The following is a 25,181-nucleotide window of genomic DNA, read 5'->3' as shown; positions in this document are numbered from 1 at the left end:
AATCTTCGGAGTTAGATAAATTGCTTACGTGCATTGCGAAACAGCTGCATCCATGCTCATATTTGTCTCACCCAGCAGGGTGCCAAAAGTGGCTAATTGTGAGGAAAACACGTTCAGAATTGTGGCATGATCATGATAGCTCTCCCGTTAAGTGAGCCATTTAGGTTAGCGGGATAGTTTTCAGTAACCTTACTATAATTGTCTACATAGCGTAGCGTAGAGACACCAGGCATGCATTCCCAATCTCTGCTAAATGCGACGTATTGCGCGCTTCTACCTGCCCTTCTCCGTGAGAAACAGCGATAGGTAGGTCATGCCATGTAACAGTAGCGACGGATACTGCGTTACCTCTACCAGGCTGAATCGCGCTTCAAATCGCTCGGATTTATTATGTACGTCGTGTAAATTGGACATCATTTGACATCCATTGCGAATCCAGAGCGCTAAGGCTTGTGGACGACGGGAAAGCCTCAAACATATTGCGCACGCGCTGGTTCAATAAATTGACTCCGCCATCTTTCTCCAACACCCAACACATCGCCATAGGAGAAGCCGCCACAAGCTACCAGCGTATGAAAATCCTTAAGGGTTTTCTCTCCGATAAGCAGATCGTTCATATTCATATCGATAGTCTCAAACTCAGCGCGATGAAAATCGGCTTCCATCTCTATATGGAAGTTTGCGACTTGTTCCCGTAGTACGACAATCTTCGGTCGTACGACTTTGGCGATAAATAGTGCAGCGATATCATCATTAAGATCACAGCTTAAGGCTACCGATCCAAGATCGTTGGGATCTTGATGAGAAGTGTGTTCCTGATGGCACTTTCAGGATTATCACGTAGTCGCTGCATTTGCCGGCTAGTTTCTGCCGCCAGATTCTCTGGGTTGTATAGCTTTCATTATATAAGCACACTCTTTCCGGCGCGCAGAATAAAACGGTCTCCGGGCTGGACCTGAGCCAAGATAATGTAAGCGGCTCGTTAGAGCTTCTTGATGGAAAAGCGCTGCGATCGCGTCCCGATCAGCTTTTTCGATTTGTATCACTGCTCCCAGCTCTTCATCAAAGAGGGCAGTTAACCACTCTCCTAGCGGACCAATATCAACATTGATACTGCAGTGACCAGCAAACGTTATTTCTGCCAGTGTTACTAACAAGCCGCCGTTGGAACGGTCATGATAGGTAACAGTTTCCTTCGCGCTACTAGTTATTGTATGACGCGGGAAAAGGCGGATAACTGACAAACGTCGCGCACATTAGTAGTTTTATCCCCCGAGCTGATGGATACACTTGTGCCAGTGCAGTAGCTCCTAAAGCTTGATAACCGGCGCCTAGATCGATAAGCAACAATGTATTATCTCGTTCCGGCTGTAATTGTAGCGTCACGGTAGCACGTACGTCTTCCACGCTGGCGAAAACAGTGAGCGACCAGTGACAGCGGTGCCGTCATTTCCCGTGATTCGGCTTTGCACTGAGCCCAGCGCCGGGGCAAAGCTTTCCGCCTACTGTTTTCAGTGCCTGATACAGGCCGGCATCTTCACCAGGATGACCCGGACATCCATTCAGTTGGAGGAAAATTTACCCGTCTGATATCACCGATATATGTAGCAGCCAGATTAGTCAATGCCTCGCCTACTACTAGGCGTGAGGAAGCGGCAATTTAGCAGCGCGACTGGCGATCGTTACCTAGCGACATCGCTTTGCCATAATAACTGTCAAAATTAGCGGTTGTCACGGCGCAGTCCGTCTCGGCACTTACCACGCGCTGATCATTTGATCACGCGCGACCATTTCCGGTTATACTACGCACTGATGGTAAGAAGGAAGGTTTTCCGAAACTGCTGGCAAATACAATACGCGGTTAATCGCCTCGGTAGGCATAATTCCATTGTGATTACGCGAGTAGCCGGCAGCCTGTAGGCTTACGGCTACCCAATGCATCTTTGGCGTCTTTTCAAAAAACATTAAGCGGCAAATCAATCGGCCTGTTGCTATATAATACGCGTCGTCTACTTTGAGATGCAGCGCCTCTGTCGCTTCGCCTATCACCGCGTAAAGAGCGCGCTCACGGTGGCAAAGAGCGTCAAATTCTTCCAACCGCTCAGGGGAAATTGCTATAAAGTGACGTTCTTGTGATTCATTACACTAGATTTTCAACGGACTCATACCAGTCTCGTCATTAGGGATCTCGCGCAGTTGGAAACGTCCGTCGCGTTTGTCGTCGATGATCAGCGCCGGCATGGCGTTTGCCAAACCGCCGACACCACGTCATGGATAAATAGAATCGGGCTATCTTCACCTCGATCGATGACTGCTTGACAGCGTCGTGCCATTTCAGGATTGGTGCGCTGCACAGATGCAAAATCTAAATCGTTATCGAGCTGACCGGAAATTCTCGACGAGGCTGTGCCGGCGCCAAGGCTGATCTTCATCGTTGGACCGCCAAAAACTATAAACTTATCGCCCACGCTAATTTTGCTTTTTTTGACGTCGATGCACGAATATTACCAATGCTGCCAACTAGCACAATGGTGCTTATGGTAACCGTGCAACTCCATGCCGTTATGACTATCTACGCGCTCTTCATAGATGCGAAAATAGCCAGTCAAAACGGGATGGCTAAATTAATTATTGTACGCTGATCTTCACAAAGAGCCGTTGGTCATGATATTTAATGCGCTGACAAGACATCCTAGGTGGCCAACTAAAATCTTCTTCCCAGGCTTGTCAAAGCCAGGAATACGTAACGGAGCTTCCGACCAGAAGCTTTCGGTTTAGCGCCACGGCCGGTATTATCTTCATCACGGATTTCACTACCGGAACCAGTAGCTGCGCCTGGCCAAGATGAGATGACGGCCGGATGATTATAGGTTTCGACTTTCATTAAAATATGCGCTGCTTCCTAATGGAAGTTGTACTTCACTGTTTGCGCGTTGGGAAGCGCCCTACTACTTCTCCCTTCATCACCGCAGCATTGTCCTTATAGGCCGATAACATATAGTCTGAAGTTTACTAGAAGGTGTTTTGAATCATATTGAATAGCAACTTGGCTTATAGATGCACCATCGATCACCCAATCGGCGTTGAAAATTTTATGGCGGCAATGCTCAGAGTTAGCTTGAGCAAACATATATAGCTCAATGGTGAACACTGTTTTTATCATTCTGTCGTGCAATAGGACAGAAAGTTCTCTCTACCACTTCGGCTTACGTAATTGAGGTAGACGTTTTATCTAAGTCCACAGCTGAATATCGGTTGCTAAAAGAGGACTGTGTTCCAACAGCTGCTGCAGTCGCCTTAACGCATCTTTGTTGAGCGTAGCGCTGACGTCAGTGAAGTGGATGCATTTAACATAGATATCATAGACCACTAGTCGAGCAGTTCGACAACGAACTAGCAGCTTATTAATGTGAAATGTAGACAGGATGGGCGTGTCGCAAGTGTGTGGTTTGACTATTCATAGGCGCAGTGGCCCAAGGCGCGGATACGCAGAGCAATTTTATTGCACGTTAACACTTGATTGCATTACTCCTATGCAGAACTTGCTAAAAGAAAAAGAAAGCATCCTATGGATACAGATCCCATCTGCCAGGTCGTAATATAAGGTTAGCTTTACGTAAAATCAAAACAAGATATTAGTGCGCTGCACCTACTTCTACTGCCACTTTAGTGGATTATCTTTAGCGGTGACTGCGATTAAATATTCTTCCCGAATTTTATAATCGGTATCGCAAAAAGGTGTGCCTAACTCCGACTTTGGTGCCAGTACACTTGACTACGTTGATTGCGTTAATCATCGGATACACTGGTTGTCAGCCATGTAGTAATTTACTCTCGACTTAAAGGTTTAATTGCCAGCTGTGAGACGACGACAGGATAACAGACAAGTAGAATTATTAACTGGACGATTTGCGAGTCGCTTCCTTCCATTCCGACAGTTCATAGATGTCTTGATTGACGCGATAAGGATCGGGAAGATTAAGCATGATGTAGTCGCGAAAAATTTCCATGACTCACCTCATAGCGGTAGTGAGCAAAGCCATATTGACGCGTTTCTTCCATTTACTGAGACCGTCCATTGGCTGCATGGCAGGCCAACATTGCTTTCAATTACGAGTGCGGTTCGTACAGTACAATTTGTAAGCATCAGCGTTCTGTGTAGAAACTATTAGCGTAGTACAGCAGAATTTACCTAACGGTGGAAGAGCTACATAGAGTGCAAGATTAACGTTCCTATAGCCGATCATGTCGATAATCAGCGTATTAGGCTTACCACCACACAGATTTGGCTCGATTGCCGCCTGTAGAACAAAACCTTTTGCTGTACTTCTAATACTGGATTGATTTGCATTAGAACGGCATTTTAAAACCAGGAGGAAGCGACATGCCGCTGGAAACAGAGGCCATCTTTTCCTTCTGAGTTTTAGCAATACGGCGGATAGCATCATTAAACGCTGCGGCGATCAGATCTTCCAGCATATCTTTGTCATTTTCCAGCAAGTTGGAATCGACTTCAACACGCCGGCAATTATGTGCGCCATTAATCGTGATCTTGACCAAGCCAGCACCAGACTCCCCAGTCACTTCCAGCTTCGCGATCTCTTCTTGCGTCCGCTGTAATTTTTCTTGCATTTGCTGAGCTTGTTTCGTCAGGTTACCCATTCCGCCTTTACCAAACATAATCTTTCCCCCTAGTTGAATCGAACTGCATTTATGATATCCTTCCGCAATTCGACGGGTTATACGGGTCGGATGCTATCTTCATCTAGCTCGGCATCGAAAAAACTTTGTAGCACTTGAATGTGAGCATCATGCAAAATCGCTTTCTTGGCCCGAATCAGCTTCTCTTCATAAATTTCCTGTCGCCATTCTAATGGCGTTTTCATTGTCAGATTATCATCTTCCACTATGGTCAAGTCAATCGACGCGCCAAAGACGTCGCTCAACGCGGTGCACAGAGCGCTTTGCGCTGAAGCCGAATTTAAATGACGCTGAGAGGCGCGCAGGTGCAAACAAATTTTGCCTGGAGCCAAATCCTCTTTCCAGGCGTTTAAAGCTAGTTGTTGTGCTACTTTGGGCACCACCAAACGATTTACTTGCGCTGCCCAAGGATCGCGCGTCAGCGACTCTTCGGCTAAGCACAATGCTAACTTTGATGTTTTTGCATGCTCTAGCGCTGTACGCAGCGATTTCGTGGTCGTCACCGGCTTCGAGGCTACCTCTGGTTGTTGAGTGACACGCCAACCATACACCTCCGGTCGCGGGGTTTTCATCGGCTCTTTCTTTCCAGCGTCATCGTGTTGCTGCTTCGTACGTTCGCTCGCACTAGCCGGCCGTTCTAGCGAAGGAACAGTAGTCTTCTGCCGTGCCGGTGCCTGTCCGCACTTTTTTGTTTTTTTAATCTTTTGCCACTTTAACAGGGCAATGCGAGCCTGCAAAAATTGCGTAGTCGCATCCGGAAGCGGACTATCACTACTTGAAGATGGTAAAAAAAGTGCTCGAGATGCTTCTTGTTCAGACTTCAACACGATGTCTTGCCTATCGCTCTCTGCTTTTTCATCATTACAGTCGCTACCAGTATAAATTAGCCTAAAATGCTCTTTATCTATATCGATCCAGCTAGACTGAGGACAGCTAGGCAACGTGGTCTGCCAATCAGTCCACGATCCTGATACCGGAGCAGTAAGCGTATTTTGCTTCTTCACCGTTATCAGGCGCTTGCCAACATTGACTCCACTGGAAAAAGAAGACGATTTTGGTACGTCTTGCGCTGGCGTCGCTATATTTGCCCCGGCGCGTCTGGTATTATCAAGCTTTAATTGCGTCAGTGCCCGTTTGGCGCCAGACGCACCGGTAGCACTGCTGTCGCAGTGTCTGTTTTCGTCGAATTCAGCCGTTTTTTTTTCCATGCTAGCGACAGTGGTCATTTTTTCTACAGCGGAAGGACGAAACGCCAGCGCGCGCAGCAGAGTCATTTCCACTCCTATCCGTGGATCCGGTGAAAAAGGCAGCTCTTTGCGTCCGATAATTAGAGCCTGGTAGTATAGTTGCAGATCGGAAGGCGGTAAACGCCGGGCCAGGTCGCGCAAACGCAGTTTGCTAGCCGGGTTGTCTTCAGAATTTAACTGGTCAGGCGCTAACTGTCCCAACGCAAGGCGATGTAGTAAAGAAAGCATCTCAACAAGCAGATTGTCCCAGTCCATACCGCGAGCAGCGCATTGCGCGAGTGTCGCCATTATCGCGCCACCGTCGGCCTCGGCCAATGCTTCGATAAGCGCCAGCGGCTGCTCTGTATTGAGTGTCCCGAGCATTAGACTGACCGCTTCATCGCTTACCTCCCCTAGACCTGTGGCGATGGCTTGGTCGGTTAGACTGAGAGCGTCTCGCATACTACCATCAGCAGCACTGGCTAACATTTGTAGCGCATGAGGTTCGGCCATGATCTGTTCTTTCTGCAAGACGTAGGACAGATGATTACGGATTTGTTTAACGTCAAGAGCCTTTAAATGGAATTGCAGACAGCGGGACAGGATAGTCACCGGAAGTTTTTGCGGATTGGTAGTAGCCAGTAAAAACTTGACATGCGCTGGCGGTTCCTCAAGGGTTTTCAGTAAAGCATTAAAGCTGTAGCAGGATAGCATATGTACTTCGTCGATCAGATAGACCTTAAATCGGCCGCGTGCCGGAATATATTGAACGTTATCCAGCAGCTCGCGGGTATCTTCAACTTTAGTACGCGAGGCAGCATCAATTTCAATTAAATCGACAAAGCGGCCCTGCTCGATTTCCCGGCAGTTGTCGCATTGTCTGCAAGGGGTTGCAGTGATACCTGTGTGGCAGTTTAGCCCTTTAGCCAAAAGACGGCCAATCGTAGTCTTACCCACACCGCGAGTACCAGAGAAAAGATAGGCGTGATGAATCCTACCCAATGAAAAGCTGTTTGCTAGCGCCGCTAGGATATGCTCCTGGCCTACTATATCGATAAATGTTTGCGGACGCCACTTACGGGCAAGAACCTGGTAGCTCATGAGTCAAAATTTATGTTAGGAAAACGCAACTATATTAACACAACTACGCACCGTCTCACGAATACTTAACAGCAACCTGAGAAGAATACTAGCTATAACTAGCTACGCTAATACTGTGATAATAAAGACAAAACATCCTGCCGACTGAGCCTCCGCGTCAGTCTCACTGTAGCGCAAATAGATCGCTTATGGCTAGTGGAATATTATCCATTGGCACTTTATCGCTGGATACTTCAGTATTCACTAATAGTTTCACGCAGCATCTTGCCTGAATTGCACATTGGAACAAATCTCAGCTCAACACTAACGTAACCACTGTGCTAAACAATAATCTACGCGCTTTTGTGCCGAGTCTTACAGTTGGCTTCGCGAAAAAAATTATTCAATAACGCGAGTTGGCTAAATAATATTGAAAAATAGAATGCCTAGTTTCGGATAGCTAGGAACCAATTTAATATTCTACAACAACACTGTCATGTTTAGAATAAAACTGATTGGCTTAATAGTAGCAACAAGCCTCGGCGATGCGCCCCTCCGAGTTAATGTTACGCATCACTGTAAACGACTGACTATCTGTTCGAGAACCGCACAATGCTCTCTAATTTGATCAGTGTGGTGGAATAGGGTAGCACTAAGCGCGTTGCCTGGCTAGCCAATCGGCTTACCCAACAAATGCCGCGTTATCCCACGAGCTAGCTTCGTCGGTGGTTTCTTACGAAGATTCACGATAGTGATAGCTTGCGCATCTCTAAAAACAATTCCACCCGTACTCGACAGCTACATAGGTGATCGCCGCGTTAACATGATTGATGTATGTTTGTTTATAAGGCCTTGTTGGGAACTTGACCTATTGTATAGTAGCAAGGAAAGCATATTTAGTGGATAGAGTGGCATCACTTGAATTTACGTACCCACATTGCTCATGTGACCATGTGTTTTCAAAATCAAAACACAAGAAGGTGGCTGAGTTCAATAAGACCTACTAAAGCTTCAAACGACTATACAATCGGCAACAAGATTAGATATTACAAAAGAACAACTAATCTAATGCTTGTCTTTAGCTCGTGACGACAACACCTAAGAACCTTTTTGTAGTGTAAAATACTGCTGAAAGACCGAACCTAATGCAGGACAGGTATAAAGATTTTATAAAAATGCGTGAAATTTGATGACTTAAGTCAAAGTCATAACGGATATAAATTGAATACTCTGCTTCTTTTAGTATCGTATAAACAAAATTTGTATTACCAATTAATCATTCGCTATCCGCTGAGAAGATTAGCAGAGCTCTGTGTTAACCTAGTTATTGGATGTCATAGTAGTTGGAATATTTAATCCCGCAAGGAATACTGCGCCCAACAAAACTGCCTAACGAGTTCTAACTGACCTATCAACTCCTCACTACAGAAAACCTCTAGTGATTGAAAATTAAAGGACAGCGGCTGTGTCAGCAAGGTGAAAACGAAAATATTCCTGGCCTTATCCAGGAATTTAGCCAGCTAAAACGATTGCTTCGACATTTCCAAGAACGCGGATTAAACCTCATGGAATAATAGCCAGACGCTGGGAGAATCTATAAGCCTGTCTTCGTATGTTATGATGGACAAAACATATAGGTGCTAACTAAACCAACATTAAAGATAGATAAGGAACACCACCATGTCAAAACGTTTTTATAATGACGTGGATCCGATCGAAACACGTGACTGGCTCCAGGGGATCGAATCGGTTATCCGTGAAGAAGGTATTGAACGCGCTCAATTCCTAATTGAGCAAGTGATGGATAAAGCGCGTAAAAGTGGGGTCAGCCTTGCGCAAGGCGCTGATGGGCAAAACTACATCAACACGATTCCAGTTGAGGAAGAGCCTACGTATCCTGGCAATTTAGAATTAGAGCGCCGCATTCGTTCTGCTATTCGCTGGAACGCTGTAATGACAGTTCTGCACGCATCGAAGAAAAATGTAGAACTAGGCGGACATATCGCGTCATTTCAGTCGTCTGCCACCATTTATGAAGTATGCTTTAACCATTTCTTTCGCGCGCGTAATGACAAAGACGGCGGCGATCTGGTTTATTTCCAGGGGCATATTTCTCCAGGTATATACGCTCGTGCCTTCCTTGAAGGCCGTCTAAGCGAAGATCAAATGAACAATTTCCGCCAGGAAGTACATAGCAAGGGGTTATCATCTTACCCGCATCCGAAGCTGATGCCAGATTTCTGGCAATTTCCGACAGTATCGATGGGCCTCGGTCCGATAAGCGCCATCTATCAAGCAAAATTTTTAAAATATCTGCACCACCGGGGACTGAAAAACACTAGTAATCAGACTGTGTACTCATTTCTAGGCGATGGTGAAATGGATGAGCCGGAATCTAAAGGCGCTATCACTGTTGCGACTCGCGCGCAGCTGGACAACTTGATATTCATCGTTAATTGTAACCTTCAGCGTTTAGACGGTCCCGTTAACGGTAATGGCAAGATCATTAGCGAATTAGAAGGCGTATTTAGCGGCGCCGGATGGGAAGTAATTAAGGTAGTCTGGGGAAGCCGCTGGGATAAACTGCTACGCAAAGATACTTCTGGCAAGCTAATTCAACTAATGAACGAAACTGTCGACGGTGACTATCAGACCTTTAAATCGAAAAACGGCGCCTACGTACGTGAGCATTTCTTTGGTAAATACTCAGAAACCGCTGCGCTGGTGAAAAACATGAGCGACGACGAGATTTGGGAGCTCGACCGCGGTGGCCACGATCCAAAAAAGATCTATGCCGCTCTGCAAAAGGCCAAAAAAACCACCGGAAAGCCTGTAGTAATTTTAGCGCACACCATTAAAGGCTACGGAATGGGTGTGACTGCAGAAGGTATGAATATCGCGCACCAAGTAAAAAAAATGAACATGGAAGGAGTACGTTATTTCCGCGATCGCTTCAACTTGAGCGTCATTACAGACGACAAGATTGAAACGCTGCCTTATATCACTTTTGCAGAAGGGTCCGAAGAACACACTTATTTACATGAGCGCCGAAAATCACTTCATGGTTATTTGCCGAGTCGCTTGAAAGATTTCACCGAACCGTTGGACTTGCCGACTCTTGAGGATTTTGCATCGCTTTTGAAAGAACAGAAGAAAGAAATCTCCACCACCATCGCTTTTGTCCGCGTATTGAACGTGATGTTGAAGAACAAAACGATTAAAGATCGCTTGGTCCCGATTATTGCTGATGAAGCCCGTACCTTTGGTATGGAAGGTCTATTCCGGCAGATAGGTATTTACAATCCTAGCGGTCAGCAGTATACGCCGCAGGACCGCGAGCAGGTTGCCTATTACCGCGAAGATGAAAAAGGACAGGTACTGCAAGAAGGGATTAACGAGCTTGGTGCGGCTTCTTCCTGGTTAGCAGCGGCGACCTCTTATAGCTCTAATAATTTACCAATGATTCCTTTTTACATTTATTATTCGATGTTTGGTTTTCAGAGAATCGGAGATCTGTGTTGGGCGGCGGGCGATCAACAGGCGCGTGGTTTCCTTATCGGCGGCACCTCGGGACGCACAACTCTAAATGGTGAAGGCTTGCAGCATGAAGACGGTCATAGCCATATTCAGTCGCTGACTATTCCAAACTGCATCTCTTATGATCCGGCTTATGCCTATGAAGTCGCGGTTATTATACATGACGGTCTAACCAGGATGTATGGCGATAAGCCAGAAAACGTCTATTACTATCTAACTACGTTAAATGAAAATTACGCTATGCCAGCCATGCCGAAAGGCGCGGAAAAAGGTATTCTCAAGGGGATCTACAAGCTAGAAACACTGGAAGGCGGTAAAGGTAAAGTGCAACTCATGGGCTCCGGCGCTATTCTGCGCCACGTACGAGAAGCGGCGCACATCTTGTCGAAAGACTATAATGTCGCTTCCGATGTGTACAGTGTGACTTCGTTTACTGAGCTAGCTCGAGACGGCCAGGATTGCGAACGCTGGAATATGCTGCATCCGACCGAAACGCAGAGGGTGCCATATGTAACCACTGTGCTAAACGATGCGCCCACGGTAGCGTCTACTGATTATATAAAACTATTTGCCGAGCAGATCCGCAACTTTATTCCCGCCAGCGAATTCCGCGTTCTAGGCACAGATGGTTTCGGTCGTTCCGACAGTCGAGCAAACCTGCGTTGTCACTTTGAAGTGAATGCCAGCTATGTGGTAGTAGCGGCGCTAAGTGAATTGGTCAAACGCGGTAATATCGGCGTTGATGTAGTAACGCAAGCCATCAGCACATTTAGCATCGATGCTGATAAAATCAATCCGCGTCTGGCGTAAAAGGTAAAATAGATTATGGATAATGAAATGAACGTACCGAATATCTGTAGAGATAAAATTATTGAAGCCCCGGTTAGCAAAGGCGATAAGGTAAAGGCCGAACAGTCGCTGATTACTGTGGAAGGCGATAAAGCCTCCATACAAACGTCCTCTCGTCAGGCGCTGATAATGACAACCGACAGCGCGCTGACGATCCAACCTGTATCCACCGATGGCTGTGCAACAGAAAATAAAGAAATTCACGTTCCTGATATCGGGGATGATGAGGTAGAAGTTACCGAGATATTAGTAAAGGTCGGGGATAAGGTCAAGGCCGAACAGTCGCTGATTACCATTGAGGGTGACAAAACATCAATGGAAGTGCCGGCGCCGTTCTCTGGCATGATTAAAGCAGTAAAGGTCAATATCGGTGATAAAGTGAATACTGGATCGCTTATTATGATCTGCGAGGAAGCTGCTTCGTCTACGGCGTTGCCGCAGAGTCCATCGATTCAATCCATCGGCAATAAAAAAGATGTGCACGTTCCAGATATCGGTGGCAATGCACTGGAGGTCACCGAGGTCATGGTCAAGGTCGGCGACAAGGTTAAGAGCGAACAGTCGCTGATTACTGTGGAAGGCGATAAAACATCAATGGAGGTGCCGGCGCCGTTCGATGGTACCGTTAAAGAAATTAACATTAACGTCGGAGATAAGATTAGCACTGGTTCAAAAATGATGGTGTTTGAAGCGGAAAGTACTGCAACCGTGGCACCGACGATAACATCAAACGTCAAAAAAAACGCATCTACTGCCACTTTCGCTTCATTATCGCCTAACGGCAAAAATGAATTTGCTGAGAACGACGCCTATATACATGCTACTCCGGTAATTCGCCGTCTAGCGCGCGAGTTCGGTGTTAACTTAGAGAAAGTAAAAGGTACCGGGCGTAAAAAACGTATCTTGCGTGAAGATATTCAGGCTTACATCAAAGATGTAATTAAACGCGCCGAGACCGTGCCATCAGTGACCGGCGTCAGTCCGCTGCTCGGACTATTGCCGTGGCCAAAAATGGACTTCAGCAAATTGGGCGATATTGAAACGGTAGATCTGAGCCGGATTCAAAAAATCTCCGGCGCCAACCTGCTCCGTAACTGGGTCACGATCCCCCATGTGACCCAGTTCGACGAAGCCGACATCACCGAAATGGAAGCCTTTCGTAAACAGCAAAACACCGAAGCCGAGAAAAAGAAGCGGAATGTGAAAATCACACCGCTGGTGTTTATCATGAAAGCAGTCGCCAAGGGACTGGAAGAATTTCCGCGTTTTAACAGCTCCTTGTCAGAGGATGCTCAAAAACTGACGTTAAAGAAATACATCAATATCGGCGTAGCAGTTGACACCTCGAATGGCCTAGTAGTACCTGTGTTTCGCGATGTACATAAAAAAGGTATTCTAGAGCTGTCGCACGAGCTAACAGCGATCTCCCAAAAGGCTCGTGATGGGAAACTAACTGCGTTAGATATGCAGGGAGGCTGTTTCACTATTTCCAGCTTGGGCGGTATTGGCGGAACAGCGTTCACGCCTATCGTCAACGCGCCGGAAGTAGCGATTCTCGGCGTGTCAAAATCGTCAACAAAACCAATATGGAATGGTACAGAGTTCTCACCTCGGCTGATGTTGCCGCTGTCGCTGTCCTATGACCACAGGGTTATTGACGGCGCTGATAGCGCGCGCTTTATCAGATGTATTAATAACATGTTGTCTGATATTCGCCTCTTAATGATGTAGTCTGGTGTCACCAGCGAGTTGTCGATAGTATCAATTAATAACATCACATACTCTTATTCTATTAATATTTATGCAAACTAAATAGAAATGTCAAGGTGACACGGTGGATTATGTACGATAAAATAGACAACGGATAATTCGCTAAGAGGTCATATGAGCACTAAAATAAAAACTCAAGTCGTGGTACTTGGGGCAGGCCCAGGAGGTTATTCTGCAGCATTCCGTTGTGCAGATTTAGGTCTAGAAACTCTCCTGGTGGAACGTTATTCCGCCCTTGGCGGAGCTTGTCTAAATGTAGGCTGTATTCCTTCCAAAGCATTATTACACATCGCTAAGGTTATTACAGAGGCTAAAGCGTTGAACAAAAACGGTATAGTCTTTGGCGAACCACAAATCAATATCGACAAAGTGCGCACATGGAAGGAAAAGGTTGTTAGTCAGCTAACAAGCGGTCTATGCGGTATGGCCAGAGCGCGTAGGGTAAAGGTGGTAAACGGTTATGGTAAATTCACCAGTACTAATACGCTTCAGGTAGAAAGCGAAAACAGTACCACTATCGTCACTTTTGACAATGCCATTATTGCAGCTGGCTCACACCCGATCCAGCTGCCTTTTATCCCCTATGTTGATTCACGCATATGGGATTCTACTGATGCGCTCGCCCTGACGTCAGTGCCAAAGCGGCTATTGGTGATGGGTGGAGGAATTATAGGTCTTGAAATGGCTACCGTTTACCATGCCTTGCGTTCAGAAATCGACGTGGTGGAAATGTTCGATCAGGTTATCCCGACTGCCGATAAAGATGTGGTACAAGTGTTCACTAAGCGTATCAGTTCACAGTTTAACCTGATGCTAGAAACTAAAGTCACTGCGGTGGAAGCCCGGGAAGATGGCGTGTATGTCAGCATGAAAGGGAAACAAGCGCCTTCAGAAGCTCAACGCTATGATGCCGTGCTTGTTGCCATCGGACGTTCCCCGAACGGTAAGCTTCTAGATGCCTGCCGGGCCGGGGTCGAAGTGACTGATTGCGGCTTTATCCGCGTCGACAAACAGATGCGCACCAATGTTTCGCACATTTATGCTATCGGCGATATCATTGGCCAGCCGATGTTAGCGCACAAAGGTACACACGAAGGACACGTGGCAGCGGAAGTCATTGCTGGCAAGAAACACTATTTTAATCCTAAAGTCATTCCGTCTATCGCTTATACTGAGCCGGAAGTGGCATGGGTCGGCTTGACAGAAAAAGAAGCACAAGTGCAAAACATTAACTATGAAGTCGCTACGTTTCCTTGGGCAGCCTCCGGGCGCGCTATTTCTTCAGATTACAAGGACGGTATAACTAAGCTGATTTTTGATAAAAAAAGCCATCGGATTATTGGTGGCGCCGTAGTCGGCACCAATGGTGGTGAGCTATTGGGTGAAATTGGTTTCGCAATTGAAATGGGTTGCGACGCAGAAGATATTGCATTGACCATCCATGCGCACCCTACTCTACATGAATCGGTGGGTCTAGCGGCGGAAGTATATACAGGCACCATTACTGATTTGCTTAACGTTAAAAAGAAATAATCTTCCTTTATCTTTTGGGGAAAGGCAAACGCATTTGCCTTTTTGTGTACGTCTGGCATTCCCAGCCCATTATCACAAGATGATAACAAGCCAAATGCGTGATATCATCAAATCTCATTTGCTTTTTTTGCTTAAAAAGCAACAACGCATATCTATCTTAACCTCGTGATGACATTCTCTTTAAGAACGACTTCTGTTATTGTCGCGAATCCAGCAGACGATGGAGCTGACGTTAATGGAACTTAATTCCGCCTATTTCGAATAGGGTGTATCGTAAAAGTCGTGAGCTTGTCGCTATTCAGCGATTTCCAGAGTTCTCGTGTGCAAGCACACTATTTAGTGTGAATTAGGATTGTGTTACTTTATTTTTACATCACAGCACCAAGACAAGCGTCTTGATAAACGGCAAGATTTGCTTCGACAGTAACGTAAGCGATATTGCCGTATTCTGTCAAGCTGTTGGATGAAGTCACGAAAATTAAGCAATGTTTTAGAATATTACGCATTAGTAATGATATGATTACACCGAGTGTAAGTGCGATTTAATCTTCTAACTACCTTAATCTGTTTATTCTCAGTTTAACTTTTTTCGATACAATTAACTCTGGTCTCTGTGCGTCACAGGTCACTTTGATTCCCTATACCGGCGCATAAAATTTTACCGTCTATCCGATTCTGTCCGGGATTACCCGTACAGAACGGCTATATTAACTGGAGTTTTTATGATGAAACGTTTGATCGTAGTGGCCCTGACCGGTATGACGGTGGCGGGTTGCGCCAATAATAGCACACTATCCAGTGATGTTTATTCTGCTTCGGAAGCCAAACAGGTTCAAAGCGTGACGTACGGCACCCTTATGGGGATTCGCCCGGTACAAATCCAGGGCAATGAAGATTCAAATGTCGTTGGCGCTATCAGCGGCGCAGTGCTGGGCGGAGTGCTGGGGAGCACGATCGGGGGCGGTAGCGGCAGCAGTTTGGCAAGCACGGCGGGCGCCGTAGCCGGCAGTGTAGCTGGATCAAGCATTGAGAGTGCGGTGAACCGGACTCAAGGGGTGGAGCTTGAAGTACGTAAAGATGACGGTAATATAATTATAGTTGTACAGAAACAGAGTCGTACCCGTTTTAGCGTTGGGCAGCGTGTTGCGCTTGTCAGTAATGGCCGCACTATTACTGTATCTCCGCGTTAATCCTCTGTTTTCATGCCACAAAAAACCGGCCACAAGGCCGGTTTTCACATCAGTGCTGTAGAAGTACGTATTAAGGTTTGTTATGAAGCTCAAGAATATTCTTTTCGAGTTTAGCTATCAAACTACTCAGTATTTTAATCTCTTCCTGGCTAATACCATTAAGAATTTCATTTCTGGTACTATCGATAACATTATTCACTGCTTTGATAATAGGTTCAGCCAATGCGGTCAGTTTGATCCGCTTCGCCCGGCGATCATTGGCGCAGATATGCCGGGTGATAAACCCTTTTTCTTCGAGCTGATCCAACGTTCGCACCAATGAAGGCTGTTCGATACCGATAGCCTTTGCCAGTTGAATTTGAGATCGCTCTGGCGGCAACTGGCAGATCTTATGTAAAGTGATCCAATGCGTCTGTGTAAGTTCTAAAGGCTTTAAACGGTGGTCAATTAAAGCGCGCCACACGCGAACAAGTCGCGTCAAATCTGATCCTAATGGTGATTCCAATGCTTTCTCCTTATAATTTATAATTAAGCTAGTTAACCTTACGTCTTGGACTCCATTGCATCCTAATAGGTGAATGAACAAATGACAAATATATATACTCATAACCTAAGCTTTATGTAAAGATAGATCTATGACGCATACCTCCGATCTCAACGGTAAAGTGTATTATCGTTGATTTCTTTTAGTTTGTTATTTAATATATCATTCAGCTTTCTTTGCCATTCATTATATCAAACTACATCATTATATAATGAGAGCAAACAATGTAGATCTTACTGTATGTATTCTTTAAAGATAAGACGATAGAAATCAATGCATTGACAAATTAACGTATCGATGGCGCTGCAAAATGATACTTTTTTAGTGCTACCAATAGCACCGACAGTACTTTGAATAGTAAAAGCCTCTTCCAAAATCGGCTAATTTCCCGGTAATGGGGCGATTCTATTCATCGAAGAAACGGAAATTTTCAGTGATCAACTCCGCAATACAACACCGTGTAAGATATTAGTACTAAGCACATCCTATCCAAGACACAACATATTTCGTTTACCAAACATACGTTTAAATTTTGAAAACAAAGAATTTTACGAGTAAGACATTTGATATAAATACATAAATTAAAGTTGTACTGTGCCATTTTCTAAATATATTTTCGCTTACATGACTGCTTGAATCTAAAAAAATCTTATAAGGTGGTTATATATAAGTCATGTAGACTATAATTTCTATACATTCCTTAGGATAAGAACATAACATTCCTTAGGATAAGAACATATACCTGTCTTTAATGCATAACGACAATTCCTAAGGCAGTCGTTCAAATCTTCTATTGCATTCGTAGCAAGAACAGGTAGTATAAGTGACAATGAATTCGGCATGTAGCGCAGTCTGGTAGCGCACCGTCATGGGGTGTCGGGGGTCAGAGGTTCAAATCCTCTCATGCCGACCAATCTCTCTTTAGTAAGACAACGCACAAACATAAAAGCCATAGCACACCGCACATTAGGCTGCAAAGCTTTACAAAATAGCCTCGCAGACTTAAAATGTTTTTATTTTCATTTAAAAATAACTAGGATTTGTCTTTAACGGATAACGACAACCTTTAATGCGAAGTCGTTATCTGCTGTAAAACTGATGTACAAGAGTTTTATCTCAGCTGTTTATGATTATAATTAATAGCTCGACGTCAACAAGCAGGCCTAACATTAAAGACACCAAGTTGCGTGAACGCATCCATTTCATCTGCATCAGTAGATTATCGCTGTACTGACAGTACTGATAACGTGCACTGCCAGCATTCCCAATGTTCGCCACGGTTGCGTAAAACAAGCAAGACCTCAGCTATAGAGTGCATTGACATCGCGAAAGCCAAGACAGCCCCTGTCCGGCAAGAGGATTAATGGATATACGCAGCATTTGCTATCAGGGCTAACTCTGTCAGTACATATCGCTGGTGCAGGAAAATGCTCCCATGATATAAGGTAAAGGTTTCGGAAAGGCAGCTCACACTAGTGACGTCCAGTGATCGTAGAGTGGCAGCAGCCTTCGTGGTCCAGAAGGGTTAAGTGTCAGGTTATATCCCCTTTCATGGAGGGGGAAGGGCAGGCAACGTAGCCATCAACGCGTCGTAGTCTGTAACTGCTAGAATCGACGCTTTTCCACTGTACAGTGCTGGAAGATTCAAGGAAGCAACATTTAATACCATCACTGAAAGCTATTCACAAGTTCTCAACATGCAAATCGCTTGTCGAGGCGCGTTCCAGACAACGGTGGAGCGAAACAGTTCATGGAAGCGCAACTAATGGCCTTCGACCTGTAAATTTGGCAAGTAACGCACTGTCTTCGTCCGGTGCCGGTTCCACCGAGTTGGTAATCAAAACCGGAACCTGTGTTTGTCTTTTATTTTAACCTATACCTACTTTATATTATTTTTACCGAAAACAACCCCCGAAAGACCTCTCCGTCACAAGATTTCGACTTAAGTTGCAATACATTAACTCTGTATTCTTACCAAAGAGCAAGTTTCATCACTCTTTTGTAAAGACACACTAATTGTTCTCTTTTAAACGAGAAAGGTGGCTATTTAGATGATCAAACTAGTATGGTTCCGGTAATCTATTGACCATAATGTAGGTTCTAAATATGTTATTCCTGAAGTTTTTTAGTGATCGTATACTTAATTTTGTTAAGTATTGATTTCAATTTTGCCGCTTTATCCGTTAAATATATGTTACTTATTACATAACTGGTTATATTAGACCATACAGCAGATAATGACCGACGACTTCAGCATTAGTCCCTACTCTATTGGTGGTAATCTGCTTTAACGCGACGTATAAAACCAAAATTATTTATAATTGCCTTCTATAGAGAAGCATGCTTTACCTGTCTCCTTTGACCCTAATAGGGAGGGAGGGAGGGTATTGCTCAAGCGAAACTTGCGTTTTACAGGGCGTACGGGGAATTATAGACTTTTGGTTATGTCGCATGTAGCCGGATATTTTATCCGTTATCATGTTGTCGACCACCTGAGATGATTGCCTTAGTCGTAGAGAAGCACTCACGGCACGACTAGCGGCGCTACCCACTGGAAAACGTGCGGTGAAAAGCATCAGTAATTAGACGTAGAACTGACGGTCCTGCAGAGATGAGCATCGTTGGCGAGACTATATCACCGAGATAAGCTTTAATATAGAAGCGACGTAAGTCATCCGAAGAGATATCTTCAATTTAAGTGATTTTATTCGATAACATCGCTATCTGCTGTTCAATTGAATCTGATTTCAGAACTAAGCATGTTTCTTAGGCAAAAAAGTCAACTACCCACCTTGGATGCTCCTCAAGAGAGGATGCTCTTCTCATTGCTGGTTAATTTTCGTCAAACGTACTCAAATAACAATAGCGATGCAAACATGTTCGCTTACTATCGGTTTTTTCGGATGAAATCAATTGCTGCTTGAACAGTAGTGATTTTTTCAGCTTCCTCGTCCGGAATTTCAGTATCGAACTTTTCTTCCAGCGCCATAACTAACTCAACGGTGTCAAGAGAATCAGCTCCGAGGTCGTCAACAAAAGAAGCATTATTAACGACTTCTTCTTTCTTGACGCCCAACTGCTCGGCGATGATTGCTTTAACGCTCTCTTCGATAGTGCTCATACTCGTATATTTTCCTATCAAAACTCGCTTACGCGATGATTTTCGTGGTATATAAATCTGAAATGACGCAACTCAAACCCGACTAGCTGCACCACGATTTTATGCCATTCTGCGGCTTTTACCACAAATAACGCAAATGATTTTCATACTTTTATAGCATATACATGCCACCATTGACATGTATCGTTTCGCCGGTAATATATGTTGTCTCTTCAGAAGCGAAAAAAGCGACAGCACTGGCAATGTCTTTTGGACAACCAAGACGATTCGCCGGAATCTGAGACAAAATGCTCGCACGGTGCTCATCTGTCAACGCTTCGGTCATATCGGTTTCGATAAATCCCGGCGCTACCACATTGACGGTAATACCACGCGAAGCAACCTCACGAGCTAACGATTTACTAAAACCCACTAAGCCCGCCTTAGCGGCAGCATAATTTGTCTGCCCGGCGTTACCCATGGACCCTACAATAGAACCAATGGTAATTATTCTGCCGTAGTGCTTTTTCATCATTCCCCTCATTATCGCTTTTGACATGCGGAATACGGAGGTCAGATTAGTGTCAAGAATAGACTGCCATTCGTCTTCTTTCATACGCATCAACAAATTATCACTTGCAATACCTACATTATTCACTAAAATATCTGTATCACCAAATTCTGCGTGTATTTTTTCTAACACAGCATCGATTGAATTGTTGTTAGTAACATCCAATTTCATGCCTTTGCCGCTGTCGCCTAGATAAGCGCTGATGGTTGCAGCACCCAATTTACTGGTTGCAGTACCAATTACTGTTGCCCCTCGATCTGCGAGCGTTTCTGAGATTGCACGGCCGATGCCACGACTAGCACCAGTCACCAGGGCGATTTTACCTTTTAAAGTCATTAAATTCATCTGTAACTCCAATTGTAGTCTTCGATCGCAACAGCCAGAGAAGCGACATCATTTACCGCCACTCCAGATAGGTTGCCGTTTATTCGTTTAGTTAGGTTAGTTAGTACTTGACCTGGACCGATTTCTAGCAATATCTCTACGCCCTGGGATGCAAGATATTCTACACTTTCAGACCAGCGCACCGGGCTGTACAGTTGACGCACCAGCGCCTGACGGATGGCCGTCGGCTGTTGCTCCGCGCGCACATCTACATTATTAATCACCGGAATTTGCAATCCGGAGAATCTTACCGTTTCTAGTGTTTTCGCCAATTTTTCCGCAGCAGGTTTCATCAATAAACAATGGGATGGTACGCTGATCTGCAGTGGCAAAGTGCGCTTAGCCCCTATTTCCTTACAAACCAGACCGGCACGCTCCACTGCTTCTTTATGTCCGGCGATAACCACTTGCCCCGGTGAATTAAAATTAACCGGCGACACTACTTGTCCTTTGGCCGCTTGTTTACAGGCGGCAACGATGGCTTCGTTATCTAGACCGATAATAGCAGACATCGCACCAGTACCGGATGGTACTGCATCATGCATTAGTTTGCCGCGCAGCGCCACTAGCGCAATTGCCGCAGAAAAATCTAGACTACCTGCACATACCAATGCGGAATATTCGCCAAGACTATGGCCAGCCATAAGTGCCGGAGCTCGCCCGCCTTTCTGCTGCCAGATCCGCCAAATAGCTATCGATGATGCTAGTAACGCCGGCTGTGTCACCCAGGTTTGGTTTAGTACTTCAGTCGGACCTTGCTGCACCACTTTCCATAAATCATAACCTAAGACGGAAGACGCTTCGGAGAATGTTGCCTCTATTACCTCGTAATCTACCGCTAGCTCTGTTAACATGCCTACCGTTTGGGAACCTTGTCCCGGAAATACCATAGCGAAAATAGTCATTTTTTCTTCCTGTCGATTAAAACCGTAGTAGCGCTGAACCCCAGGTGAAACCACCACCAAATGCTTCAAGTAACACTAGATGTCCCGGTTGAATGCGGCCATCGCGCACTGCTTCGTCCAGCGCCAGCGGAACAGAAGCGGCCGAAGTATTACCGTGCCTGTCAAGGGTCACGACCACTTTCTCCATACCCATTCCTATGCGTTTAGCGGTAGCAGTTATAATACGGAGATTAGCCTGATGAGGAACTAGCCAGTCCAGTTCACTGTGGTCTAGCCCATTGGCGCTGAGCGTTTCATCAGCAATATCTGCCAGTTCTGTCACCGCTATTTTAAATACTTCATTGCCTGACATGCTCAGGTAAGCGGACGCGGCTGGATCGAGACGATTATGGTACGGCAGCGTTAGCAAATCGCCATAGCGGCCATCAGCGTGCAGGTGTGTGGAGATGATGCCCGGCTCAGCGGAAGGCCCGATCACCAGTGCACCCGCGCCATCGCCAAATAAAATCAACGTTCCGCGATCCTTAGGATCTAAGGTATGGCTCAACGCATCAGAGCCGACCACCAGCGCATATTTGACTGCGCCGTTCTTAATGTAGTTGTCCGCCACGCTTAGCGCGTAAGCGAAACCGGCGCAGGCTGCTGCTAAATCGAAAGCGATGCAATCATTAATACTTAGTTCGCGCTGAATCTGGCAAGCTGAACTTGGAAAAGCATGACTTGACGATGTGGTGGCAACGATTATCATACCAACTTTATCCGCTGCAATGCCGGCCATAGTCAGCGCTTGTACAGCAGCAACGCGCCCCATACTGGAAACAGTTTCATCGGCTCTAGCGATACGGCGTTCGCGAATACCGGTGCGGGTAACGATCCACTCATCAGACGTATCCATCATTTTTTCCAGGTCGGCGTTAGACCTAATATTTGCCGGAAGATAGCTCCCGGTGCCGAGCATCTTTGTAAACATGTACGCTTAATCACTCTTGAGTAGTACCGCATCCAGGCGTGCGGCTATCCGCTCCGGGATTCGCCACTTCACCGCTTGCATTGCCTGTTCAATATCGTTGGTAACGCACACTAGTTGGTTTCAATGTGACTGTTGAAAACAGTCTGCGCAAACCTATCAGGCAAGCGCTATCATATAGGTTGGGATTCAACTGCACGAATTAACGCATCAAGCGACTGTTTGCCCATCGCTTGACCCATTGCATCAGATAGCCCTGCCTGCCGCTTTCTAAGAAGATTCTAACAATGATAGAAAGCTCTTATCTCATTCCATGATTTTTAATGTAACGTTATCAACAAAGTTGTCACAGATTAGGCTATCTGTTCTCCATTAATAATGTGTTAGCTTTAGAATAGTTGACATAACCAACCGACGAAATATTCAGTAAAAGCGTCGTCACATGTTGAAATAGATCGAGACTCCTTTCCTCGCCAATACTCAACAATACCAGACGCAGATTAGGTAACCCCTTGCTTGGCCATCACCGCGCCTGTCACGGAAAGTTTCTCCAGTATCGCAAGCGACGTTGAACCCAAAACCAGCAGCCTGTTTCGCCCTGCTTATAATGAAGTAAAACCACATCAGCACCGTCTGTTCAATACCGTTCATAGGGTTTAGCGCCAGATTCTTACGCCAGTATTGACGGCACTGATGCAGAACTGAGCACGACCTTCGATGCTTTAGTATCACTAGTAATAATCGATGTATTGGGAATAACCGTGCATCACTTAAGCAGAACGGATTAGTTGTTATTAATAAAAGATGTATTACAGTGGGACTGTCGAAAAAAGGCAGTGCAAATTGCGGATATGAGATCAATATCAGCAAGGCTGTAGACGCCGTCACGGCGGGATTGAAGCCGCTTCCTATAGCAGGTAATGCAAATGTGAGGCGTCTCAAGAAGCTATCGCCCTAAAACTTTTAGCGATAATTTTACGACCGCGGTAGAAACCGCCGGCGGTGATGTGGTGACGCAGGTGGATTTCACCGGAAATTTTGTCTACTGATACAATGGCAGTAGTCAGTGCGTCGTGAGAACGACGCATGCCCCGTTTTGAGCGGGTAGGTTTGTTTTTTTGTACGGCCATGGGCCTGCCCTCGATTACTTATGTTTTAAACTGGCTAATATAGCAAATAGGTTAGGTTTTTCCTCTATATTTCGTTGAAAATACCTACAGTATTCAAGATAACGTACTGACGCGATATGCAATGAAATAATATATTGATGTAGATTGCTTCATACGTTTCCGACAATTCTTCAGCCCATTCATCGCTAATGACTGGACTAAACATATCGTATATACCTAATATGCGAACGACTGATTGCAATACTGCTAGCACAGATTATCCTTACGTCTGCACAACTGCTCATCAACGAAAGGCACTATCATCTTCACGCTGACTAGGAATTCAACGACACATTCTACTCACTCAGATGCATGGATACCAAGATAGTACAGGTTTTTAAAGCGGCATATAGTGCATCAATGGTCACGGGCATTTGATTTTTTTTATAACGGGAGCGGGAGTCAAGAGGGTATTTGCACTTGCTTTATCTTAGCATCGCAGAGTTTTAAATGTAACGACGTATAAAATCGTTCCTTTGTTTCTTACGCGCTCCGTTTGATTTTCAGTTAAATGATGATTGAGGATCACGCGCTTCTTTACGATAGAGGGCAGAGCTCCAATGCACATTAAGCGTGTCGCCTTTATTGGTGGTTTGTAACATATAGCGTCAGGAATAAATCTGTTACGTCGGTAAGCGCTAACTGCCGACAAACCTATAATTGTCGCGCAAATACAACAAGCACTGGCGCAACGACTCATCCAGCGGCGCTTCTATCCGTAACGTTTCGCCACTATTTGGATGGTCGAACCGCAGCTCGGCTGCGTGCAGAAACAGGCGGTTTAGACCACAGCCTTTTAGTTGCTGATCGAACGCGTTATCACCATAACGATCGTCGAACGCAATTGGATGACCGGCATGTTGGGCATGAACACGGATTTGGTGGGTGCGCCCGGTTATCGGACAAGCACGAACCAAAGTGGCTAAAGTAAACCGTTCCTCGATCTTAAAACGGGTTTCCGATGGTTTGCCATCGCTGTTCACCCGTACAATGCGCTCACCGCTGGAGAAAATATTTTTTAACAACGGTGCCGTAACCATTTTACAATGGGACTGCCATTGATTGCGTACCAATGCTAGATAATCCTTTTGCATTTCTTTAGCACGCAATTGCTCATGCAACGCACGCAGCGCCGACTGCTTTTTGGCCACCAACAGTACGCCGGAGGTGTCTTTATCCAAACGGTGAACTAATTCTAGAAAACGTGCATCTTGGCGTAACGCGCGTAAACCTTCAATAACACCGAAGCTGATACTGCTGCCTCCATGTACTGCTGTGCCGGCCGGCTTGTTCAGAATCAATAAATAATCGTCTTCGTAAAGAACAGCCTTATTTAAGGTAGCAACTTTAGCCCCTCCGGAAGATATAGGCTGGCGTTCTTCGTTAGAACATCGTACCGGAGGAATACGCACTATATCATCGTTTTGCAGTTTGTATTTCGGTTTTACCCTTTTCTTATTGACGCGTACTTTACCTGTACGCACGATGCGATAAATTATGCTTTTCGGCGTCCCTTTAAGGTGCGTACGTAAAAAATTATCAATCCGCTGATCGGTTTCGTTTGTAGATACAGTGATAAAATGTACGCTTGGATTATTTTTATCCATGAGCCTAAACCCTAAATATGTTGATAGCATAGCGCTACTTCTTTTTCT

The 25,181-nt window shown here is 45.4% G+C and carries 14 protein-coding genes, 1 tRNA gene and 1 pseudogene; 5 read left to right on the top strand and 11 right to left on the bottom strand.

Translation table 11 applies throughout. The features are described 5' to 3' along the window. Nucleotides 1–56: 56 nt before the first annotated feature. The 3 genes and pseudogenes from purL to dnaX form a co-directional block, all read right to left on the bottom strand. Nucleotides 57–3,457 (bottom strand): annotated as a pseudogene (gene purL, locus A4A68_RS00955) (phosphoribosylformylglycinamidine synthase). An 893-nt stretch (nt 3,458–4,350) separates the two neighbouring features. After that, nucleotides 4,351–4,680, bottom strand: coding sequence for a YbaB/EbfC family nucleoid-associated protein (locus A4A68_RS00950; protein ID WP_067565540.1), 330 nt, complete (start codon nt 4,678–4,680; stop codon nt 4,351–4,353). A gap of 59 nt (nt 4,681–4,739) precedes the next feature. After that, complete coding sequence (gene dnaX, locus A4A68_RS00945) at nt 4,740–7,028, bottom strand: DNA polymerase III subunit gamma/tau (protein WP_067565537.1); 2,289 nt, start codon at nt 7,026–7,028, stop codon at nt 4,740–4,742. Between the two features lie 1,659 nt (nt 7,029–8,687). On the opposite strand from dnaX, the gene aceE reads away from it, so the two are divergent. From aceE to lpdA, 3 genes are all read left to right on the top strand, one after another. Then, nucleotides 8,688–11,354, top strand: coding sequence for a pyruvate dehydrogenase (acetyl-transferring), homodimeric type (gene aceE, locus A4A68_RS00940; RefSeq protein ID WP_067565535.1), 2,667 nt, complete (start codon nt 8,688–8,690; stop codon nt 11,352–11,354). Nucleotides 11,355–11,369: 15 nt separating this feature from the next. Then, nucleotides 11,370–13,124 carry a pyruvate dehydrogenase complex dihydrolipoyllysine-residue acetyltransferase gene (aceF, locus tag A4A68_RS00935; RefSeq protein WP_067565533.1) on the top strand — a complete coding sequence of 585 codons (1,755 nt, stop codon included), beginning with the start codon at nt 11,370–11,372 and terminating at the stop codon, nt 13,122–13,124. 153 nt (nt 13,125–13,277) lie between these two features. Next, nucleotides 13,278–14,696: a dihydrolipoyl dehydrogenase gene (lpdA, locus tag A4A68_RS00930; RefSeq protein WP_067565530.1), complete on the top strand. Its 1,419-nt coding sequence runs from the start codon at nt 13,278–13,280 to the stop codon at nt 14,694–14,696. Nucleotides 14,697–15,064: 368 nt separating this feature from the next. Here the strand turns inward: lpdA and A4A68_RS03445 are convergent, their stop codons facing one another. Next, nucleotides 15,065–15,202 (bottom strand): hypothetical protein, encoded by a 138-nt coding sequence (locus tag A4A68_RS03445; protein ID WP_158648170.1) that lies wholly within the window; start codon nt 15,200–15,202, stop codon nt 15,065–15,067. 216 nt (nt 15,203–15,418) lie between these two features. Here A4A68_RS03445 and A4A68_RS00925 point away from each other — a divergent pair, with 216 nt between their 5' ends. Beyond that, nucleotides 15,419–15,886, top strand: coding sequence for an outer membrane lipoprotein (locus A4A68_RS00925; protein ID WP_067565527.1), 468 nt, complete (start codon nt 15,419–15,421; stop codon nt 15,884–15,886). 70 nt (nt 15,887–15,956) lie between these two features. Here A4A68_RS00925 and slyA read toward each other — a convergent pair whose 3' ends face one another. Then, a complete protein-coding gene (gene slyA / locus A4A68_RS00920) occupies nt 15,957–16,391 on the bottom strand; it encodes a transcriptional regulator SlyA (protein ID WP_067565523.1) in 435 nt (144 codons plus the stop codon). Nucleotides 16,392–17,266: 875 nt separating this feature from the next. Here slyA and A4A68_RS00915 point away from each other — a divergent pair. After that, nucleotides 17,267–17,343 (top strand) — tRNA-Pro (locus tag A4A68_RS00915). Between the two features lie 1,974 nt (nt 17,344–19,317). On the opposite strand, the gene acpP is transcribed toward A4A68_RS00915, so the two are convergent. The 6 genes from acpP to rluC all read right to left on the bottom strand — a co-directional run bounded on the left by acpP (nt 19,318) and on the right by rluC (nt 25,133). Further along, on the bottom strand, nt 19,318–19,551 hold the full coding sequence (gene acpP, locus A4A68_RS00910; protein ID WP_067565522.1) for an acyl carrier protein: 234 nt from the start codon (nt 19,549–19,551) through the stop codon (nt 19,318–19,320). 151 nt (nt 19,552–19,702) lie between these two features. Next, nucleotides 19,703–20,437, bottom strand: a complete 735-nt coding sequence (gene fabG / locus A4A68_RS00905) for a 3-oxoacyl-ACP reductase FabG (protein ID WP_067566519.1) — start codon at nt 20,435–20,437, stop codon at nt 19,703–19,705. A 5-nt stretch (nt 20,438–20,442) separates the two neighbouring features. Beyond that, a complete protein-coding gene (gene fabD, locus A4A68_RS00900; protein WP_067565520.1) occupies nt 20,443–21,390 on the bottom strand; it encodes an ACP S-malonyltransferase in 948 nt (315 codons plus the stop codon). A gap of 16 nt (nt 21,391–21,406) precedes the next feature. Beyond that, nucleotides 21,407–22,360 (bottom strand): beta-ketoacyl-ACP synthase III, encoded by a 954-nt coding sequence (locus A4A68_RS00895; protein WP_067565518.1) that lies wholly within the window; start codon nt 22,358–22,360, stop codon nt 21,407–21,409. Between the two features lie 935 nt (nt 22,361–23,295). Beyond that, nucleotides 23,296–23,487, bottom strand: coding sequence for a 50S ribosomal protein L32 (gene rpmF / locus A4A68_RS00890; RefSeq protein WP_067565516.1), 192 nt, complete (start codon nt 23,485–23,487; stop codon nt 23,296–23,298). A gap of 677 nt (nt 23,488–24,164) precedes the next feature. After that, nucleotides 24,165–25,133: a 23S rRNA pseudouridine(955/2504/2580) synthase RluC gene (gene rluC / locus A4A68_RS00880; protein ID WP_067565511.1), complete on the bottom strand. Its 969-nt coding sequence runs from the start codon at nt 25,131–25,133 to the stop codon at nt 24,165–24,167. Nucleotides 25,134–25,181 lie beyond the last annotated feature (48 nt).

The organism is Candidatus Doolittlea endobia (assembly GCF_900039485.1).
Taxonomy (GTDB): domain Bacteria; phylum Pseudomonadota; class Gammaproteobacteria; order Enterobacterales; family Enterobacteriaceae; genus Doolittlea; species Doolittlea endobia.
This window is presented reverse-complemented; position numbering and strand designations above follow the sequence as displayed.

Coding starts and splice junctions, on each gene's coding strand:
- dnaX (WP_067565537.1), bottom strand. CDS start 7,028: ATGAGCTACCAGGTTCTTGCCCGTAAGTGGCGTCCGCAAACATTTATC.
- rluC (WP_067565511.1), bottom strand. CDS start 25,133: ATGGATAAAAATAATCCAAGCGTACATTTTATCACTGTATCTACAAAC.
- aceE (WP_067565535.1), top strand. CDS start 8,688: ATGTCAAAACGTTTTTATAATGACGTGGATCCGATCGAAACACGTGAC.
- A4A68_RS00950 (WP_067565540.1), bottom strand. CDS start 4,680: ATGTTTGGTAAAGGCGGAATGGGTAACCTGACGAAACAAGCTCAGCAA.
- fabD (WP_067565520.1), bottom strand. CDS start 21,390: ATGACTATTTTCGCTATGGTATTTCCGGGACAAGGTTCCCAAACGGTA.
- A4A68_RS03445 (WP_158648170.1), bottom strand. CDS start 15,202: ATGCGTAATATTCTAAAACATTGCTTAATTTTCGTGACTTCATCCAAC.
- aceF (WP_067565533.1), top strand. CDS start 11,370: ATGGATAATGAAATGAACGTACCGAATATCTGTAGAGATAAAATTATT.
- fabG (WP_067566519.1), bottom strand. CDS start 20,437: ATGACTTTAAAAGGTAAAATCGCCCTGGTGACTGGTGCTAGTCGTGGC.
- acpP (WP_067565522.1), bottom strand. CDS start 19,551: ATGAGCACTATCGAAGAGAGCGTTAAAGCAATCATCGCCGAGCAGTTG.
- A4A68_RS00895 (WP_067565518.1), bottom strand. CDS start 22,360: ATGTTTACAAAGATGCTCGGCACCGGGAGCTATCTTCCGGCAAATATT.
- rpmF (WP_067565516.1), bottom strand. CDS start 23,487: ATGGCCGTACAAAAAAACAAACCTACCCGCTCAAAACGGGGCATGCGT.
- lpdA (WP_067565530.1), top strand. CDS start 13,278: ATGAGCACTAAAATAAAAACTCAAGTCGTGGTACTTGGGGCAGGCCCA.
- A4A68_RS00925 (WP_067565527.1), top strand. CDS start 15,419: ATGATGAAACGTTTGATCGTAGTGGCCCTGACCGGTATGACGGTGGCG.